General features: G+C 40.3%; 14 protein-coding genes and 1 pseudogene. 2 read left to right on the top strand and 13 right to left on the bottom strand.

The features are described from left to right. Positions 1–119: 119 nt before the first annotated feature. Positions 120–2,516, bottom strand: a pseudogene (locus TPSD3_RS18210) (RHS repeat-associated core domain-containing protein); the annotation flags it as partial. 27 nt (positions 2,517–2,543) lie between these two features. Next, positions 2,544–4,148: an RHS repeat domain-containing protein gene (locus TPSD3_RS01135; RefSeq protein WP_086486764.1), complete on the bottom strand. Its 1,605-nt coding sequence runs from the start codon at positions 4,146–4,148 to the stop codon at positions 2,544–2,546. A 45-nt stretch (positions 4,149–4,193) separates the two neighbouring features. On the opposite strand from TPSD3_RS01135, the gene TPSD3_RS01130 reads away from it, so the two are divergent. Then, positions 4,194–5,225 (top strand): IS630 family transposase, encoded by a 1,032-nt coding sequence (locus TPSD3_RS01130; protein ID WP_086486662.1) that lies wholly within the window; start codon positions 4,194–4,196, stop codon positions 5,223–5,225. 32 nt (positions 5,226–5,257) lie between these two features. Here TPSD3_RS01130 and TPSD3_RS01125 read toward each other — a convergent pair whose 3' ends face one another. Then, positions 5,258–8,821 (bottom strand): FG-GAP-like repeat-containing protein, encoded by a 3,564-nt coding sequence (locus TPSD3_RS01125; protein ID WP_086486763.1) that lies wholly within the window; start codon positions 8,819–8,821, stop codon positions 5,258–5,260. Positions 8,822–9,252: 431 nt separating this feature from the next. Between TPSD3_RS01125 and TPSD3_RS01120 the strand changes: the two genes are divergently transcribed. Beyond that, on the top strand, positions 9,253–10,308 hold the full coding sequence (locus TPSD3_RS01120) for an AAA family ATPase (RefSeq protein WP_086486762.1): 1,056 nt from the start codon (positions 9,253–9,255) through the stop codon (positions 10,306–10,308). Between the two features lie 246 nt (positions 10,309–10,554). Here TPSD3_RS01120 and TPSD3_RS01115 read toward each other — a convergent pair whose 3' ends face one another. The 10 genes from TPSD3_RS01115 to mrdA form a co-directional block, all read right to left on the bottom strand. Then, positions 10,555–10,959: a hypothetical protein gene (locus TPSD3_RS01115; protein WP_086486761.1), complete on the bottom strand. Its 405-nt coding sequence runs from the start codon at positions 10,957–10,959 to the stop codon at positions 10,555–10,557. 160 nt (positions 10,960–11,119) lie between these two features. Next, positions 11,120–11,626, bottom strand: a complete 507-nt coding sequence (gene ruvC / locus TPSD3_RS01110) for a crossover junction endodeoxyribonuclease RuvC (RefSeq protein WP_086486760.1) — start codon at positions 11,624–11,626, stop codon at positions 11,120–11,122. 3 nt (positions 11,627–11,629) lie between these two features. Next, complete coding sequence (pepP, locus tag TPSD3_RS01105) at positions 11,630–12,946, bottom strand: Xaa-Pro aminopeptidase (RefSeq protein WP_086486759.1); 1,317 nt, start codon at positions 12,944–12,946, stop codon at positions 11,630–11,632. A 7-nt stretch (positions 12,947–12,953) separates the two neighbouring features. Further along, a complete protein-coding gene (locus TPSD3_RS01100) occupies positions 12,954–13,538 on the bottom strand; it encodes a UPF0149 family protein (RefSeq protein WP_086486758.1) in 585 nt (194 codons plus the stop codon). A 53-nt stretch (positions 13,539–13,591) separates the two neighbouring features. Beyond that, positions 13,592–14,890 (bottom strand): pentatricopeptide repeat-containing protein, encoded by a 1,299-nt coding sequence (locus TPSD3_RS01095; RefSeq protein WP_086486757.1) that lies wholly within the window; start codon positions 14,888–14,890, stop codon positions 13,592–13,594. 5 nt (positions 14,891–14,895) lie between these two features. Next, complete coding sequence (locus TPSD3_RS01090) at positions 14,896–15,765, bottom strand: NACHT domain-containing protein (RefSeq protein WP_086486756.1); 870 nt, start codon at positions 15,763–15,765, stop codon at positions 14,896–14,898. Positions 15,766–15,776: 11 nt separating this feature from the next. Then, positions 15,777–16,583, bottom strand: a complete 807-nt coding sequence (locus TPSD3_RS01085; RefSeq protein ID WP_086486755.1) for a hypothetical protein — start codon at positions 16,581–16,583, stop codon at positions 15,777–15,779. 197 nt (positions 16,584–16,780) lie between these two features. After that, positions 16,781–17,512 (bottom strand): DUF1828 domain-containing protein, encoded by a 732-nt coding sequence (locus tag TPSD3_RS01080; RefSeq protein ID WP_086486754.1) that lies wholly within the window; start codon positions 17,510–17,512, stop codon positions 16,781–16,783. An 11-nt stretch (positions 17,513–17,523) separates the two neighbouring features. Continuing rightward, complete coding sequence (locus tag TPSD3_RS01075; protein WP_086486753.1) at positions 17,524–18,000, bottom strand: hypothetical protein; 477 nt, start codon at positions 17,998–18,000, stop codon at positions 17,524–17,526. Between the two features lie 144 nt (positions 18,001–18,144). Further along, positions 18,145–20,010 carry a penicillin-binding protein 2 gene (gene mrdA / locus TPSD3_RS01070; protein WP_245391499.1) on the bottom strand — a complete coding sequence of 622 codons (1,866 nt, stop codon included), beginning with the start codon at positions 20,008–20,010 and terminating at the stop codon, positions 18,145–18,147. Between the last annotated feature and the right edge of the window lie 82 nt (positions 20,011–20,092).

Raw genomic sequence — 20,092 nt, 5'->3', positions numbered from 1 at the left:
AGGGTGGAGGGGTTTTGGCGCGGTAAAGTTCGTATTAAAACGAGCATCATGGTGTGCCTCCACCCGTCCCACCACGCTCCCACGCAAAGGCGGTTGGGAGCGAGCGAAAAGGTTTTTTATTACTTAATTCTCCCCAATCGTGACTTATCAATTGACTCTTCCCAAGTATAGACTTGAGTAATGCTTCCAAACCACCCACTTTCACGAGATTTAACCCCAGGCAAGTGATAAAGTAAAGATTCTAAGCTAGTAACATTGGTCACTGTAAATTGAAGTTTGTCCTCTACAGGCACAATCTGCACGTTATATGAACCAACAAAATGTCTCGTTAGGTTAAATAGCTTAAATGGATAAGTAGCTTCAAAAAATTCAATAGGACCAAAGCCACCACCATAATCCGTGACTGACTCTAGTTGACCATTATTTAGATAATTTTTTTTATAAAAATATCCTCTAGCAGCATTTACCTTTGGTGCTTGCATCAAGTCTCTCGTTAAAGGTGAATCTTCTTCAAAAAACTCTCGTTTATGTCCAGTACCAGTAAGAAAATTTCCTGTCAAACGCCACACTTCACTTACCGCATCATTAAACAAATAAACAAACGCCCCACTCACTGCCCCATTAACAAATTTACCTCCGCTAATTTCTGCGGCAGTGCCTGCTGCGACGACTGAACCAACTAAACCGAAATGTCCGCCAACTTTACCCATCATGCCTGCTAAAAAGCCATGTTCAAAACGCCCGCCTTGCGCCATCGTCGAAACGCCTTGAACCATACCATGCGCCACTGTTTTAAGACCAAATTGCAACAGGGAGTTACTCACGCCCTCAAAAAAGACATGTCCAACCCCAAAAGTGAGTCCTGCCGTTATTCCGCCGACAACACCGCCCTTGAGTCCTGCAACCAGCGAATCGCCAAAACTTCGCCCGCTTAACATTGAACCTGTAAACGACGAGGCAAAACCAAATCCAGCCCCCGATAAAATCGCACCACCCAAAGCACCCAAACCAATTGCAGTACCAATCCCTGCCGTCAATGCGCCAACGACAATTCCAACACCAATCGAAACAATAGATTTCCAGTTTTGCTTGACAAATTTTTCTATTGATTTACCAAGTTTTTTCAGAGAAAAATAACCACTCGGATCGGTATAAGACAGCGGATTATTCAAAACATAACTGTAACGATTCAGACTCTGTAAATTATTTGGGGATTGTACAAACGGATCCGCACTTAAAAAACGCCCAATAATCGGATCGTAAATTCGACCATTCATGTGGATTAATTCCACTGCATTTAAATGCTCATGATCGGTAAAACCACGTCGCCATTCTAGGCTTTTAATTAATTCCGAAATTTCCGCTTCACTTAATGCACTCCAATCTACCGCATTGCGATGCCGTCCCCACGCATCAAAACTTAAACTTTCCACCACTTGACCCATTTCATCGGTCATGACATCCACTGAACCCAAATGGTCTTGATGTAAATAACGCAATTTGGGAGCGTTTTGGGTACTGGTCAAATGAACGGCAATGCTTTGTCCACCTGCGACAATAGTATGCTTGCCTTGCGTTACCCCGTTACTGGTTTCTTGCTCATACAAACCAAGATATAAAATCTCTTTTGTTTGACCATTCTCAAGCACAGTTTGACGATAACGCGAATAATCAGGGGCATATTGGAAGGTTAAACGACTTGTACCTTTGACAATTTCGCTGGGTTTGTTAAACGAAGTGTATTTAATCTGCTCCCCATTGCTGGCACTGATACGATTTCCCACTGCATCATATTCATAATTCATACCTCCTGCTTGTGTCACGGCATGAGGACGACCACTGCCATATAAATACGCGCCAACATCTGATTTTGAAGTAATATTACCTAAACTATCATAAGTTAAACTAATCGTTTGCCCATTACTTAATGAGCTTTTAACCAAACGATTAAGCCCATCATAATTAAAAGTTTCAAATAAGTTACCTTTGCGACGTTCGGTTAAATTACCTAACGCATCAAATTCAAAACCTAAGTTTTGTACTGAATTCGCACTGGCTGGTGTTCCCGTGTAAATGGTTTTAATTAAACCCGTTAAATTATTATAAGTTTTGCGTGTTTCTAAACCATTGCCTAATGTTGCTTTTTCCAATTGACCACGCGCATTACTTATCTCCGCTTTCCAATAAATCCGATTTGTCGTGGCTTCGCGGACTTCACTTAAATAGCCGTATTGGTTATAAATATGATGAACAGCAAAACCTGTCGGATAAACCATTCCCGCCGCACGACTGTATTGGTCAAATTGAGTCGTTGTGACAAATTTTTGATTGCCAATCGTGGTTATTGTTTCACTGGCACGACCAAAAATATCATAACGTATGGTTTCTTTATAACCATCTGTGCCTACCACTTCGGCTAATTTTCCGATACCCCGCGCTGTGGTGTCATAAGTCCAAGTGGTAACGCCTTCTGGTGTACTGCGTTTAACCAAACGTCCTAAGGTGTCGTATTCATTACTAACCGTTTGACCATTGGCATCAGTTTAACGGATTAATTCTCCCAATGCGTTGTATTCGTAACGAGTGATGCCTGTATTGGGTTCGCTCATGCGAATTTTGTAGCCCAACTTATCATATTCAATTACCGTTGGACTCATTAATTCCGCGCCGTTGCGCGTTGCACTCACTTGGATAGCATTACCATTACCATCAAATAAGGTATTCACCGAATTGCCTAAATGATCAATGGTTTGCACTACATTGCCGCGCACATCTCGAATTTCTGTATTTTTTTGTCCCAATGGATTGGTGGTGACAGTGGTTAAACCTTGATAAGCCACTGTATTAATACTGCCATCAGGAGCGATTTCTTTAACAGGACGACTTATTGTGTCGTATTCATACACTGTCCATTGCGGAGTATCAGTAGAAAAATAAGGAATTGATTTACGCGCCACTTCAGAGCGAGCATTGTATTCAGTGTCAACAAAAATCAATTGTCCATTAAAGCCGAATGTGGCTTGACGTATTTCTCTGTCGAGTTTATCAAAACACTGGTAACTGACATTGCCACCTGCGGCTTGGCTTTGCACGTAATAACTGCTGTGAGATGAACAAGGGCTACTTTCATCATGTTTTAGATAGGCTTGCTGTGTCCATGTGCCATCGGCTCGGAGTTCTAACAGGGTGCGTCCAAAACCATCATACGTCCAGCGCGTGGTCAGTTGATTGGGTCCAGTGAGGGCAAGCAAATTGCCAAAACCATCGTATTGTCTGGTTTCAGATTGATTCAGTGCATTGATACTGCGAAGCGCAAAACGCCCTTGTGTATCATATTCCGTGCGTTGAGTACGAACACTTTGTTCGTTGCAAGGTTTAGTATGGCTTTGGGTAATATTTCCAAGTGCATCATATTGATAGCTTTTTTCCAAACACAGTGCATGTTCAGGTTCAATGACTTCTTTAGTGAGCAGTCCTGTTGTCGGGCTATATTCCCATGCAGAAGCGCGAGTAACTACACCTTGTCCTGCTGCATTTTTAGTGACTTGAGTACGTTTTAAACGACCTAAGTACCAATTGACAACATCATTTTCATAAATATTATCCGTTGCTTCGGTGTATTGCGGCGTACCTGTTTCTGCACCCTGATAGTGACTGATTTTAATTTGGGTGGGATTGCCGTAATTGTCATAGAAATTTTCTGTAACGGTCGATTGGGTTAAACTGCCGTCTAGTTCATATTCACGACTAATGCTTTTCTTAATACGTGAAAAATGTACGCCATAACCTTGTACAATTAATTCGCTTTGATTATCGGTTTCAGACAACAAGCGTCCATCTGACAAACGGGTTTCAGTGCGTTTTACTTTGGTGCTGAGATAACGATAATCACGGTCATAAAACGTAATATTTTGTAATCCCGTTTCGCGGTCTGTGATGGTGGTTTTGCTAAGGCCACGAAAGCCACGACCTTGTAAATGCACTTTTGCGCCTTCGTAAAAATAGTCTAAAGCCCGTTGCCCACCGATACCGTTATCACTTGAAATAGAGGATACAACGTAAAATGCCCCCATAAAATCCATTTCAGGATAAACAGCCCCACTGCCTTTTTTGTAAACACTGGAGTCTGTTAAGGGTTTATATACCAATTTTTTCAGAGTCGTATAATAATACTTTTCAAATAGGAGAGAATAATGAACAAGAGATATGAAGATTTAGAAGAGTTAATGTCAACAGGTGAAGCGAGAGAAGTGAAGCGAGCGATGGCAGTAAGAATGTCTTTGCTTGGTTTTGTGCGTGCGGAAGCGGCTTTAGCGTGTTGTGTCAGTGTGCAATTTGTGGATAAATGGAAAGCCATTTATTTAGCGTCAGGGGTGGAAGGATTAAAGTTAGCGTATAAAGGCTCGCCAGGGTATTTAAAGCCGCGTGAACGAGAAGATGTGATTAATTGGATACAAGAAAAGAAGACAATAACAATAGAGGAACTAAAGAGATACTTAAAAGAGGAGTATGATGTTTTCTATTCTTCAAATACTTCTTATACTAAATTATTAGAAGAAGCGAATTTAAGTTATAAGAAGACACACAAAGAGAATTCGGCAAAAGATGAGGTAAAAGTAGAAGCTAAAAAAAAAGAGATTAAGGATTTAATAGATAAGGAGCGTGAACAGATAGAAAGTGGAGAGGTAATGTACTGGATGCAAGACGAAAGCCATCAGTTGTGGGGAGATATTTGTGGTTATGTTTGGTCGAAAAAAGGAGAAAGAACGTCAATAAAGATGAGTAATTATCGCACTTCTCAAACGTGGTATGGAGCGGTGAATATTTATACGGGAGAATTTATTTTAGATAGGGCAAAGAAAGCTGATACAAAATATACGATAGACTTTATTAACTGGCTCATTTACAGATATAAAGAAGCCCGTCATGTGATTATTTGGGATGGTGCAAGTTATCATCGTTCTGAAGGTTTAAGAACTTATTTAGAGAAATTAAATGGGGGACTTCCAGAATCAGAATGGAAAGTTCGTTTATTAAGATTTGCGCCCAATGCCCCAGAGCAAAATCCAGTCGAGGATATTTGGCTTCAAGGTAAGAATTGGGTCAGAAAGAATTTTCATCGTCTATCAAGCTTTAAAGAAGTCACTAGTATGTTTGAGACCTTTTTGTCAGGTAAAGTGTTTAAGTTTAATAAAATTAAACAGTATCTTATACCTAATATCTAGCTAGATATTAAAACTTAATTTGTTTTTATATCTCACATAATTTTGGTATAGGTGAATGTGGTTTTTTGGTTGTTGCCTGTGGTGATGTGGCTAATGAGTTGACCTTTTTTCTTTTCTGAAAAGGACACAGACACACCCGTACTGGCAAAACCAACAATATCAAGCAAACCATCACCATTCACATCTGCTAAGTGTCGAGGCACTTTGCTTTCATCTAACCAGCCATCCAAACCCCCAAACTTTTTAAGCCAATGTTCTGATTCGGTAAAACCTGTCCCTGTCCCAAGAGCAACATGTACTCCGTCGCTGGCAAAACCAACAATATCAAGCAAGCCATCACCATTTACATCTGCCAATTTTCTTGGTGCCATGTTTTCATTTGACCAGCCACTGTTTCCAGCAAACCAATTGAGCCAATGCTCTGATTTGGTAAAACCTGTCCCAGTTCCAAGAGAAACATGTACTCCATTCATAGCAAAACCAATAATATCAGGCAAACCATCCCCATTTACGTCTGCCAAGTGTCGCGGTACCTTGTTTTCATCCAACCATCCACTCAAGCCTGAAAATTCTTTGAGCCAATGTTCTGGTTTAGTAAAGCCTGTACCCGTCCCAATAGCAACATGTACTCCATCACTTGCAAAACCAACAATATCAATAATACCATCGCCATTTACGTCCGTTAATTTTCTCGGTGCCATGTTTTCATTTGACCAGCCACTGTTTCCAGCAAACCAATTGAGCCAATGCTCTGATTTGGTAAAACCTGTCCCAGTTCCAAGAGAAACATGTACTCCATTCATGGCAAAACCAATAATATCAGGCAAACCATCCCCATTTACGTCTGCCAAGTGTCGTGGTACTTTATTTTCATCGAACCAACCGTCCAAGCCTCTAAACTCTTTGAGCCAATGTGCTGGTTTAGTAAAACCTGTACCTGTCCCTAGAGCAACATGTACTCCATCACTTGCGAAGCCAACAATATCAGGCAAGCCATCACTGTTTACATCTGCTAGTCTTCTTGGTGCCATATTTTCATTTGACCACCCACTGCCACCTGCAAACCAATCAAGCCAAAGCTCTGGTTCTGTAAAACCCGTTCCTGTTCCAAGCGAGACGCGAACTCCATTGCTGGCAAATCCCACAATGTCAACAATTCCATCCCCATTTACGTCTATTAAGTGTCGTGGAGCAGCGTTTTCATTTGACCAACCCTCATTTGAACCAAATTTAGGCAACAACATTGAGGGTTCAGTAAAATTATTAGTATTACTGCCGCCTTCTAACCACCCAAAAACCGTCGGCTCAAAACACTTTCCATCCATGCCACATTCTTGCACTTGAACCAAGCGAGATTGTTGCGTGCTACTGCTTTGCTCATAACTCAAGCGATAAGCTCGATAAATATCGTTACCCACACGAGTTTCAATTTTTCGTAAGCGTTGCGTGGTTTTTAACAGCGAGCCAGCCACGTAAGTTGGCACGACATCAGGACGGGCTTCATATTCAAAACGCACAGAAGCATAAGGCACCAAGCCTGCTGCAACATTACCTGTATAATCAATTTGTAATGGGTAATATTCCCCATTGGCGTTATTTTCCTGATATGACAAAGTGTAGTAATTTCCTACACTATCCGTCACCTTATTTAAAGCCCACACCAAAACATCAGTTCTACCTTGCGCTTCAATCCGAGAATCTAGCGTGTAGCCATATTCCATCGTCAAACCATCTTTGGTTTTTATCAAAAACTTCTCAGGCGCATTTCCCACTTGACCATAAGAAACAACCTTTTGAAAACTTTCTTGTTCCGTGCGATATTCTGCCCCATCTTTTCCGTAAAGATTGGGATCAGCCATTAAACGTTCGCCATCTAAACAAAAGCGGTCATTATCACTAAAATCTACAGGCGCACTAAATGCCGTACCTGTCATACTTCTTTCTTGATCTAAAGTGGCCGCACAGCGCGAAATAGCAGATAAGCCACCCATTGTCCAACCTAAACCCACCAAACCATTGCCCCCTTGTCCGTAACTTAGAGACAACTTAGGTGTCATACCGCTACTGCCTAATGGTGCGGAAATGGGTAAAGTACATTGTGCTTGTCCTGCCTCACTGACTCCGCATTCTATAGGTGTAGAACCTGCCATCGTGCCAGAAACAGCAGCTGGTTGTGCAATTGCCGCGCTGCTCAAACTCCAAACAATATTTTGCTGCCCCAAGGTCACGGTCAAATTAGATGACATTCCTGCTGCGGGGGAAGTGGTTTTAATGGCTAAAGTATCACCACTGCGCAATGTGGTACGATTTCCCACATCTTGCCCATTAATCACCATAGAAGCCAAACCACCCGTTAAACTAACAGGTGTCTCGACCCCGCAATAACTCACGGTATTGGATAAAATTTCAGTATTAGGTGTGAGATTAGCTTGTTTAGCAAATTGGGGTTTTGTACAAGCACTTTCTGGTGTACCCGTTATAGGTTCAGAAGGAGTTGGCGTTGTTGGTTTGGGGAGATAAATTGTTTTGTAATTATAATCAGCACTGACCAAACCATTACCATCTATTGCAACAACCAGCGCATTGTAATTAGTTTCAACTTGTAAATTCCGCAACGTATAATCTGTACTGCCGTGGCTTAATTGTTCAACTAACGTACTGCTACTGGGGATAAAATTGGATGTTTGAGAAAGATGTACTTGATACCCAACATTATTTGGCGTGCTGGCTGAAGTTGCAGGATTCCAAGTGAGACGTGCAGACGAAGGCGGTTGCAGGGTGACATTTTGAATTCCAGCAAAATGAGGTGGAGAATTATTTGAAATCGGAGGAGGTGTGACGGGTGTTGTGGAAGCAGGACAAGTTTTATTATGAGGAGCTGTCCAATAGAGTTCTCTTGTGCCGTTAGGATTTTGATAATTAAACGTTAAATTTGGTCTGCCAGAACCTACGTTACTGTAATTATTGCCGTATAATAATTTAAAATTAACTGTTTGTGCTGCGCCTACATATAAACCACCAAAACCTTCACCGTTGCCACCCGTTTTAGAATCAATCAATCCACCCACATTCACACCGCCTGAAAAATTATTTCCAGTGACCGAAATACCAAACCGAGTGCGCGGCGAATCTGAACGGGTCTCAACGGAAGCAATATAAAATCCTGGATTTAATAATTGGGTGCTTATTTTCTCATTTGAATTCATCCATTTTTCTTGGATTAACTTACGATTATTATCTGAAAGAGAAAATTTTAATTGTCTAGGTGAAGATGGATATTCAATGACTTCGACTTGTACGGCTTCGGGAGAGGATAAATAAAAGGCTAAAAATCCTGGTAATGCGCCCTTTCCCTCCAACACTGTTCCTGCGTTAAAACCACCTGAGTTTTTACCACTGGATGTATTTACCGAAAAACCCCACATCCCTTCTTTTTCACATTCAGGCAGTTGCACCGCTACCACATAAAACCCAGCTTTATTCAGCGGCACAGAATAGTCACACTGATTGGCATCACAAGAATTGTCTAATGCCATCGCTGTTGAAAATAAAGAATACAAAAGAAAGTACACAAAAATATATTTTATCGCCTTCATGAACACGATCCCCACAGAATTTTTTACGGCAAAAACCAGTGATTTGTATTATATTTAGGCACGGACACATTTAAAATACAATTGGAATAATACTATCAGTTTTCTAAAAATTTACAACAGGGGCAAAATATAATTTTTGAAAGACATAACTTTATGTAGCAATTCATCATTTTTGCTAAAGCCAAGTAGTGAATTGTGCCATTACTTGCATTTATAGTTTTGCGTCAAGAACGGTTAAACTACGTTGCCCCTTTAGCGCAACAGATTGATGACTGTGCGGGGGCGTGGCGGAGAGGGAAAGTAAGTAGCAGAACACCTGTGGGCAATGTACCGATAGCTACACAAAATCTAGCTTTAAATTTGATTTTATTGAATCTGTTAAACATAGTGATATAATGTAATAAATCTTGTCTTCACCATAGTAATTAATTATGTATGATTCAATAGGCATTAAAAATTTTCGTGCTTTTAATAACCTGCATGTCAAAAATCTAAAGCCCGTCAATTTATTTGTTGGTAAAAACAATGCAGGAAAAACTTCTATTCTTGAAGCAATAGAATTATTGTCTTCTAATGGAAATGCACTTTTAAAAATTCTTGAACGCAGACAAGAAAATAGCGATGTAGCAACTGAGGAACAATTGGCGCAAGTCAGTTTTGGAATTCGTCATTTATTTAATGGACATCGATTAGAAGAAAATTTGCAGTTTGAAATATCAGGTCAATGGAAAAATAAAAAACGCTTATTACAATTTCATATTGTTCCAGCAGAATTTACTCAAGATTTGTTCAATTTTGACAAATCAGAAGAACTGTTGGCTCTTCTATTAGAAAGTAGTGAATTAGAACGGAAAATGTACATTCCACTTTCTTCAGATAAATCTTTATTGAATGGACTGTTGCGCGCTTCTGCAAATCATTCCATACCGACTCTGTTTTTAGGGACAAGAGATATAGATTCGCGTGAACTTAATAAATTGTGGGATTCGATTTTATTTACGCCAAAAGAAGAAAAAGTTTATGAGGCTTTACGTTCTATTTCACCTACTATTGAGCGAATTGCATTCACTACAACAACAGGGCGATTTTCAAATGGAATTATCGTTAAATTGCAAAATGCCAATAGAGTCCCATTAGGAAGCATGGGAGATGGAATGCGTCGCTTATTGGGAATTGCCATTGCTTTGGTTAATTCGGAAAATGGTATTTTATTGGTAGATGAAATAGACACTGGTTTGCATTACAGCGCAATGGAAGACATGTGGCGTTTTGTGATTCAAACAGCTAACCTCTTCAATATACAGGTATTTGCCACTACCCACAGTTGGGATTGTGTCTATGCTTTGGCGGGATTACATCAAGAACAGCCTTTTATTTCCGCTTCGGTTGCTCTCCACCGTGTTGATGTGACTGAATCCAAAACCGTATGTTATTCCACTGAAGAATTGGAAATCGCCACACGTCATCATATTGAGGTGCGCGGATGAGTTCTGCTAAAAACGGTGCTGATTGTTTAATTGTAGAAGGTAAAGATGACCAATATGCAATTATTCATCTGACAGAAAAACACGGCATAAATTGGAATGAAAAATCTGTCAGAATCACGATTTCCACTTCCTACCGTCATCTCCCTGCCAAATACGTTATCCCCAAAAGGCACTCCCACAACCGAATTACAATCCAATTCCGCAGGAACGCCTTGCAGGTTATTGCCTGTAAACTTTCAGACAAGACTACAACAAACAAGCCACCTCTCCCATTCTACGCTCACTTTTTCCCTGACTTTGACAGCGTACTGCACAAGTACGGTGATCGCAGGCTGAACTTAATGTTGATATTTGCTGTGTAAGCTGTTGATTTAACACGTTTAAAATTAAATCATTTGGTGTAACACCATACTGATACGCCATGTCAGCGTAACATTCAAACATGGTGGTTGACAAAGTAAAACGAGTCATCGGGGTTGTAAGCGGACGGGAACGCGACCCTTGCCCTCTGATAGCGCACGACGGACGACGCGCCAAATGATCAGCCAAAACTTGACACATAAAATGCGCAGGTTCTAAAGCACGGGAATAAGCCAGATGACTGTAACGTTGGTACAGTTGCGCGGGGATTTTTAAGTGAACAACGGCCATAACAACTCCTGATAAATCACTCCATGCGTGTAGAGCTATTTATATTTTTTAGGTGGAGATTTTTTATTTTTATATTGTGTTAGAATTGTGAGACGTTGTTACTTATATTGTTACACATTTTTTTGGCGACGCAAGCCCTTGTTAAAAATAAATTTTCACTTTATTTTAAATTAAAACGAATCCCTTGTAAACGTTGTGTGTACCGTGTCGTATGGGCGTGACACAGCGCAACCGCTAATGCGTCGGCCGCGTCGGCTTGTGGCGTATCGGATAAATTGAGTAGCACTTTAATCATGTGCTGCACTTGTGTTTTATCGGCATGACCTTGTCCGGTGATGGCTTGTTTAATCTGCGTCGGATCGTATTCGGCTATCGACAAACCACGTAAAACGCCCGCAACAATCGCCACTCCCCGCGCTTGACCCAATTTTAACGCAGAATTAGCGTTGTGCGACATGAAAACCTGCTCAATCGCTAATACATCTGGTGCTTGACGTGTAATCACTTCCGTAATTCCTAAGAAAATTTCTTGTAAACGTTCAGGCAACGCCTCTGCGGTTAATCGAATACAGCCACATTCTCGAAAATACGCTTTTTGGCGCACCCATTCGATCACACCAAATCCTGTCACCCGCGATCCGGGATCAATTCCTAAAATACAAGTCATACTTTATGATTGTCCCGTCGCCATCACCGCTTCAATGGCATCAATGGTTTTTGGCATAGCCGCCGTTAAAACTTCGTGACCCTGTGCCGTGACTAATACATCATCTTCAATCCGAATCCCAATATTCCAATATTTCGGATCAACCCCGCGACTGCCCGCTGGAATGTAAAGCCCCGGCTCCACCGTTAATACCATTCCCGCTTCTAATAATCGCCATTGTTCATCAATTTTATAATCACCCACATCATGTACATCCATGCCTAACCAATGTCCAGTACGGTGCATATAAAAGCGTTTATACTGTTCTTCTTTAATCACCGTTTCTATATTTCCTTGCAATATGCCCATGGCCAATAAACCCTCACTTAATACCCGAACTGCGGCATCATGCGGGTCATTCCAATGGCGATCAGGCCGCACTTGCTCAATAGCAGCCAATTGTGCCGCTAATACCCATTCATACACTTCTTTTTGCGCAGAATTAAACGTGCCATTAACAGGAAAAGTTCTTGTAATATCTGAGGCATAATAATCAAATTCTGCGCCTGCATCAATTAATAATAAATCGCCTGCATTTAATCGCGCATTATTCTCGGTATAATGCAAAATACAACCATTTGCTCCGCCGCCAATAATGGAAGGATATGCGGTGGATTTACTGCCCAAACGGGCAAATTCATATAATAATTCCGCTTCTACATCAGCTTCGTTGCCATTCGGACGGCAACAACGCATCGCCCGCAAATGCCCACTGATCGCAATCGCTGCCGCTTGACGCATGGCTGTGATTTCCGCTTTACTTTTGAATAAACGCATTTCGTGTAAAACATGATCTAAGGCGATCACCTCTTCAGGCGGATTCACACCGCGCCGCGCCGCTTGGCGTAACTGGTTCATCCACGCCATCACATGGGTATCAAACTCAGGATAACAGCCCATGGGGTAATAGACACGGCGACGACTTTCCATTAACCCCGGTACAATATCATCAATATCTGTAATCGGAAACGCATCATCTGCGCCATATTTGTCACACGCACCTTCCAAACCTGCCCGCCGTCCGTGCCACGTTTCCTGTTCTGGATTACGCTCACGGCAAAACAATAAAAACTCGCCCTGAGCGCGGCCGGGAATCAACACCATTAAGGCTTCAGGCTCTGGAAATCCGGTGAGGTAATAAAAATCACTGTCGGGACGATAGGGATAATGTACATCTCTATTGCGTATTGCTTCGGGTGCGGAGGGCAGTAACGCAATACCGCCGTCGCCGACGATATTCATCAATTCTTGTCGCCGTAAAACAAATTCCTGTTTATCCATTCTTGTTCTATTCCATTTGTGACTGATTTTGCGGATTTTGATAATACCGTTGTTGATACAAGGTTAAAACGCCCATGCGCACATATTCTAATACGTGCATATAATCTGCTTCATCACTGTTATCGTCTTGACTGGGCAATGCCAATTGAGAAATGGCGGAAATATCATTTAAAAAAGCCTGCATATCCGCATCTAATTGCGCTGTGGCAAAAGGCTGTTCTAAATGCAAACCAAATAAAAATCCCGTACACCAATTCATTAAGGCTTGCACCCGCTCAACTAAAGGCAAATGATCATCGGGTAATAACAGAGAAAAAGTCAATTCATTACTGCGCAATTGCGATTCAGTATAATCTTGTAAAGCCTGCAATAAATGCTGACAACGTGGATCGGCTTTTAAACGGTTAGTATCGTCTAAAACATAGCGTAAGAAACGTTGATAATAACGTTCCCAATCCGCTTGTGGATGCGGACTTAAACACAATAAACCACATAAAATCCCATGCGTTTCTGCCGCATCGCTGAGGGCATCCAATTTTTGCAAGGCTTCACTTAATGGGGAGTAAAGGTGGGAAAAAGAATGGAGGGTCATGGGTTGTTTTTCATACCTGAATGAAATAATTTTTTATAGCATGGTTTGGTTTTTCAATTTTGAGGATAGAAAAAACTGTTAAAAAAATCCTGCCATGCTTTTTTAAAGTGTGGGGGTTTTTGATTTAAAACAGCTTGTTGGTTTTTTTTCCATGTGGCAAAGGGCTTTAGGGAACGTCTAATTTTATCTTCGACGGCAAAAGTTGTGTAAGGGGGTTTATTTGGGGGAAAATTGGGTTTAAGTCCAAGCTGTATCATTTCTTCAAGTAAGCCCAGAAAGACATTTAAAGGTTCTTTACTTTTTTTTGCTTTGTCCAGTAATGTATTATAAGTCACCGTATTAAGCGCAATGTTTTCGTCGCGCATTTGCTGCACAATCGCGTTGGCCTGTGCAAAATCAGGAGCTTTGGTGAGCAAAGTGGAATAAGTCACCGTATCCAGCGCAATATTTTCGTCGCGCATTTGCTGCACAATCGCCTTGGCCTGTGCAAAATCGGGAGCTTTGGTGAGCAAAATGGAATAAGTCACCGTATCCAGCGCAATGTTTTCGTCGCGCATTTGCTGAAGAAGCGCATTTCTTGCTTCAAAGCCAATAATTTTATGAACAATTTTATTGACAGCAAAAATATCAATATGCAGCTTTTTTTGCCGCATATTCTGTAGCAGGGGCATCACTTCTTGAACATCACAACGCGCAAGATAATGATTGTAAAAGCGGGAGCAAAATTTTGTATTTTCAGACTGCTCTATTTTGATAACGAATTGCGAATGCAGCGTTTCAAATTTTTCATCAAACCAATGTAAAGTGTCAGAGTATTGCGGTTGCGCTAAGAAAAAGTCAAAAATAGCCAATACATCTTCTTTGTTTTCTTCTCGTAGTATTAAATCATTTGGCAACGCCTCAACCGCCCACCGCCAAAGCACATCAGAGGTCGCATCTGGATTTTTTCTATAGCGGCTAAATAATTGTTTAAGCAAATTAAATACAAAACTTGAAGCGGTCTGATTGAATAAACGGGCTAATAGCAAGCCGTGCGTTTTCTCCGAGACCACAGGAATTTCTGCAAATACGGAAAACAGCTCTTCATAATATCTTAATTCATATAAGGCTTGAGAAGCTAAGAAAGCTCGATTTGGTTTTTTACTCTTAACAAAAGCAATGTATAAATGCTTAATCTCTTCTTTAAATTCCAGAGGTGGACGACGAAGTTTATTTAAATACCTTGCGACTAATAAAGGATTAATTCGAGCAATATCGCGTAATTTGGAGTCAGTGGGAGGCTCTCTTTGCCATTGTGTGAGAATGGAAAGCTCTTTTTTCTCATCTAATAAATCAGCTTCAGAGTAAAGCACGATAATTACCGCCGACTTTTTAATCCGTTAAAATAATTAAAATACTCCTCATGAGCAAAGCTATAAAGCATCCCATCTTTTTTTAAGATTCGTAACTCAACAGACTTATCTAAGAAATAACTCACGTCGGTATTAGGAAAACCATTTTTAATGGCTTCTCTTAAAAAATCCACCGCTTCACTGGTTCTAATCGAGCCATGTTGTTCATTGCTATCCCAAAGATGAACTGCCAAATCCTTCAATAACGTTTCAAAAGCAATGGGATTAAAACCACTGTCTCGTCCTTGTTCTCGTTCAAAAATACCATTGATAAAGTACTCTATTACAGAAAGTTGAGTTTGTGTACGTTCTTCAAAAACCGCCATTCTTTTGTCTTGGGGTTCAGGCTCAGGAAATTTTTCACAAATGTCCTCAGCCATACTGAGCAACATCTTAAATAACATAGGCACGCGCAACCAATTTAAGAAATTGCTGCCCTCAGCCTGCTCAATTTCTTTTTCAATATTAAAAAGCGCATTAACTTGAGGCGAGCCATTTTTAGCAAAAAACAGTTTTAACTGTTCATCATCCATTTCTCGCAGTTCAAACTGAGGAAGTTGTTCTTCTTGATTTGACTGAAAAATATAGTGATTTCTCGAAGTTACAATAACAGGTGCATCAGGATAATCATTAAGAAGAGATTGAATATTTCTAATCGCCTCATTTCTTTGACCGATAGACACTTCATTTAGCCCGTCTAAAAATAAGGATAATCTCCCTTCTTTTAAATATTTCTCGGTAGATCCAACAGGCAATCCCAATTGATTGGCGACAGAAGCAGTCAGGGGAGTTGACGGTGAAAAAAGTTTCAACTCAATATAAACAGGAAAAGGCACAGCCGTATTATTTAAACAACTTTTGCCTCTTGCAACACCATATATTGTAGGGTAGTGGTTTTTCCCATTCCCGCGTCAGCAAATAGAAAAAACCGTTTTCCATCGGTTTTTTTCCACAACTCTAGCACATTTCCTCTATAGCCATTCCCCGCACAATTTAACTCAACAAAACCATTTTCCAAGCTGGAAAACTTTTGAACCACTTTTTCCAAATAAGATTTTATAGAGGGTTCATTGTTCACTTCTTCAGTGCGAATTTTAGCCTTCAAAGCCTCTTGATATTTTAAGGTAGCCAATACAAAAACCATTAATACCGCATTGCGGTTTTTCAGAATTTCAACTTGATTCTGGCACCAATTGGGCATAATTTGTTGTTTTTCTTTGGCGTGAGCCACATCAAGGCGCGCACAATGTGCCGTACACAAAAATTCACGCAGTGGGGCTTGTCCTGAGAGTTTCTTAATATCCTTTCTCTCATGACATGGAAAACTTGCATTATCTAAAAACAAGGTTTTGATAAAACCACTGAGCGATTCATATTCAGATTTTAATCCAGATGTTTTGCATATAAATTTTAAATACTTTTCCAAGTAAGTTACGAAAGCAGCAAACGCATTATAATCCGTGCTTTTTTCACCCAAAACATCTTCTAATGAAGAAATGAACAAATGAGCCAATTCACGCTCAAGATAAACAGCTTTAAACAGCAAATTAACACCACTGTTTAATGCGTTAAAATAATTTGGGTTTATTTCTTGATCAGTAAAATCATCTTTGATTTGACTAATGTAGATGGTTTTTAGTTGTTGAATATCCATTGTTAATATTCCTTAGTTGATTAAAAAATAAGAACTATACCAAAATTAAGTCATTCATAAAATTTTTCTGTCAGAATCAGAATTTACAGAATTTTAGGATTTTCAGAATTAAAGAATAAGAAATCTGTTGAAAATAAACGACTGGCAAGAATCAATTTTGAAAATTCTTGTGTCTGTAAATTCTGATTCAGACAAATCTAATGAACTCGCAATTGCTTCAAATCAGTAAAGTCAATCACACTGGCCATACTGCTTAATACAAGCATTTCTTTATCAATCTTGTTTTTATCCACATTATTATCATTAAGCACAATTAAAATGTCTAATTCAGGTTGTGCCAATCTTATATCTACTAATTTACGAAGTAAATGACCTGTTGATGTGGGATGAACTGGAACAGCATCGACATATCTATCATTTTGCTTAAAATTAAAGGTATATTCTTTATGACTGCCACCGATAATAACAGGATTTCTCTCTTGTATTGGGGCTATTTTCTCTAATTCGGCTGCCACCATTTCTACAAAATCTAAAGTGGGTTGTGCAATGTGAAGACCTTTTTCATAATTAATAATTTCATTGACACAAGCTATAAATTGGCCAAAGCCTTGCCATAGATTAGAATTATCTACATCAATGTAAATTTCACCGTTGTTTCTATTAAGTTCATATTTGTCTATGATAGAGTAGATAGATTTCCATCTATTTTTCATTTCATAGCCATCTTTAACGAATTTAAATAACGTTGAAGCATCATCTGTCAATTGGATTTTTTCATTATTATTAATTAAATAGAAAAAAACAGGCTGCCCGTCTGAAAATGTAGAAGGCGTTGTTATTCTTAGGACATCTGAACCATCACAACCTTTTGTTTTTTCAGCAGTAAATCCAAGATTTTTAAATAGTTCACAGCAATTAATCATAGTCATTCACCTTAGTTTTAAAAAGGAGTTTTAATTTCTATTTTTAGCTCAATTTTTGCAATATGGCAATATAAACTAACCCATTCTTGAAAGTCATTACATCCCAGTTCTTCTTCAAGTTCTATTTGAGTATTATAAAAATGAAGATGCGGGCCAAAAAATATTTCACTAAATTCACTGCTGCGATGACTTTGCTGAAATTGACCATAGACTTCTAGTTGTAAAATGGGATACCGTGTATTGTTTTCCATATAAAATAAAGCAAAACTATATTCACATTCATCTATAATTCTACTTTTTTTATACGCAGCCATAAAAAATAAATTTCGGATTGTTGCCTTATCTATTTTATTTTTAACAGGCACAAAATTTGTTTTTTTATAGTTTTTATTTCCACTCTCATCTTTCCAAGATAATTCAGAATCTATTACTTTTTCTATTCTAGCTATTTCAACCGATTTTTTAAGAACGCTATCAGGCAAATTTCGACTCATTTTCATTTCTCCTAAAAAAATATTTTTTTATCCCCAAAATGGAGGAGCATGAGTTATTTTTAATACCTGAATAAGGGTAAGGGATTTAATTTTTTTAATCCGATAAATGCTAATTCAAACAAAATAATCAGTTTACAAACCCCATTATTTTGTTGTAGCAGGTTGACTTAACAAGGTAGCAGGATTATTTAACAAATAAAAATCCATCACCTCTCGCGCAATCGGAGCCGCTGTGCTGCTTCCACCGCCGCCGTTTTCTACGATCACTGCAATAGCAATACGGGGTTTTTCCACCGGCGCAAAAGCAACAAACCACGCATGATCGTGTAAACGTTTATCTAACCGCGCCGCATTGTAACGCTCATCTTGCTTAATACCAAAAACTTGAGCCGTTCCTGTTTTTCCCGCAAAGCGATAAGGCGCGCCTCGTGCCACTTTGCGTGCAGTGCCACGAGAACCATAAATCACCGCTTCCATACCCAAAATGGCTTGCACCCAAAAATTATCTTCCTTCAAAAGCACCTGATCTCGCTGTTGTGCGGGGATGGCTTCGCTCTCATGACCACTGGCTTCCTCAGTGGCAAAAGCCACTCTGGGTTGCAAAAACTGCCCGTGCATACTTAAAGTGGCCGTCGCCACCGCCAATTGTAACGGAGTCGCCAGCATGTAACCCTGACCAATTCCAGTAATCACCGTTTCCCCGGGATACCATGCGGCTTTGCGGGCGCGGCGTTTCCATTCTCGTGAAGGCATTAAACCGGACAACTCACCCACCAGATCAATACCGGTTTTCTGTCCAAATTTGAATCGCGTCATAAAAGTATGCAAGCGATCAATCCCCAGATCGTGTGCCAGATCATAAAAATACACGTCACAAGATTGTTCTACAGCAGTGTGGAAATTGACAGAACCATGACCACTGCGTTTCCAATCTCGATAACGATGAGATTGTCCTTTGAGTTGAAATGCGCCCGAACACCACACCCGCGAATGTTCCGTGCGAATGCCATATTCTAATCCTGCCAATCCCACAAAAGATTTAATGGTTGATCCCGGCGGATACTGTCCGCGAATGGCTCTGTTATATAACGGGCGATCTGGCGAATCACGCAATTCTTTATAGGTTTTAGCATCAATTCCGCCAACAAATAAATTCAGATCATAACTGGGCATACTCACCAAAGCCAACACCGCGCCATTTTGCGGATCAATGGCCACAATAGCCGCTCGCTCATCTCGAATTAACTCTTCGGCAAAACTCTGCAACGCCATATCAATATTCAAATACAAATTTTTACCCGGTGCGGGAGCTTTACGCGCCAACACCCGCAATACACGACCACGCACATCCGTTTCCACTTCCTGATAGCCCACTTGACCGTGTAAATAACGCTCGTAAGACTTTTCCACCCCCGTCTTGCCAATATAATTTGTTCCGCGATAATTGGAGGGATCGATCACTTTCAATTCTTCTTCACTGATACGCCCCACATAACCAATAATGTGCGCACCACTCTGGTGCAACGGATAATATCGGCTTAAATCCGACTCAATCCCCACCCCCTTAAAACGATAACTTTGCACCGAAAAACGTGCCACTTCATCTTCCGTCAAACGAAAACGCAACGGCACCGGATCAAATGGGCGATAACGTCGCATTTGTTGGCGAAAACGCGTGACATCTTCTTCACTGATATGCACCAACGTGCGCAGGTCGTTAATGGTTTCATCCAGATTAGGAATGCGCTCAGGAATCAACTCCAAACGGTACGAAGCACGATTTTCGGCCAACAACACCCCATTGCGGTCAAAAATAAAGCCGCGAGTGGGTGGAATCGGGAGAATTTTTAAACGATTGCTCTCTGATAAAGTGGTATAACGTTCATGATCAACCACTTGCAAGTAAACCAAACGCACCACAATAAAAGACAACGCCAACAACATCCCCATCCATCCCAAAATAACCCGTGTGCTGAACAAGCGTGTTTCTTGTACTGCATCTTTAAGCACTACCCGGCGTGAGGATCGTCGTTTGAAAGGAAATAGAAAAGAAAATAAGGACATGGGAAACTCAAAATATACCAAAATTATG

It is taken from the genome of Thioflexithrix psekupsensis, from assembly GCF_002149925.1.
In the GTDB taxonomy this organism is placed as follows: Bacteria; Pseudomonadota; Gammaproteobacteria; order Beggiatoales; family Beggiatoaceae; genus Thioflexithrix; species Thioflexithrix psekupsensis.
The sequence above is the reverse complement of the archived record's forward strand: the minus strand, read 5'-3'. Positions and strand labels throughout refer to the sequence as shown.

Bases quoted from the DNA above. Each gene is read 5' to 3' on its own strand.
- TPSD3_RS01080 (WP_086486754.1), bottom strand. From the start codon at position 17,512: ATGACTATGATTAATTGCTGTGAACTATTTAAAAATCTTGGATTTACT.
- TPSD3_RS01085 (WP_086486755.1), bottom strand. From the start codon at position 16,583: ATGGATATTCAACAACTAAAAACCATCTACATTAGTCAAATCAAAGAT.
- TPSD3_RS01130 (WP_086486662.1), top strand. From the start codon at position 4,194: ATGAACAAGAGATATGAAGATTTAGAAGAGTTAATGTCAACAGGTGAA.
- TPSD3_RS01125 (WP_086486763.1), bottom strand. From the start codon at position 8,821: ATGAAGGCGATAAAATATATTTTTGTGTACTTTCTTTTGTATTCTTTA.
- ruvC (WP_086486760.1), bottom strand. From the start codon at position 11,626: ATGACTTGTATTTTAGGAATTGATCCCGGATCGCGGGTGACAGGATTT.
- TPSD3_RS01120 (WP_086486762.1), top strand. From the start codon at position 9,253: ATGTATGATTCAATAGGCATTAAAAATTTTCGTGCTTTTAATAACCTG.
- TPSD3_RS01115 (WP_086486761.1), bottom strand. From the start codon at position 10,959: ATGGCCGTTGTTCACTTAAAAATCCCCGCGCAACTGTACCAACGTTAC.
- pepP (WP_086486759.1), bottom strand. From the start codon at position 12,946: ATGGATAAACAGGAATTTGTTTTACGGCGACAAGAATTGATGAATATC.
- TPSD3_RS01100 (WP_086486758.1), bottom strand. From the start codon at position 13,538: ATGACCCTCCATTCTTTTTCCCACCTTTACTCCCCATTAAGTGAAGCC.
- TPSD3_RS01075 (WP_086486753.1), bottom strand. From the start codon at position 18,000: ATGAGTCGAAATTTGCCTGATAGCGTTCTTAAAAAATCGGTTGAAATA.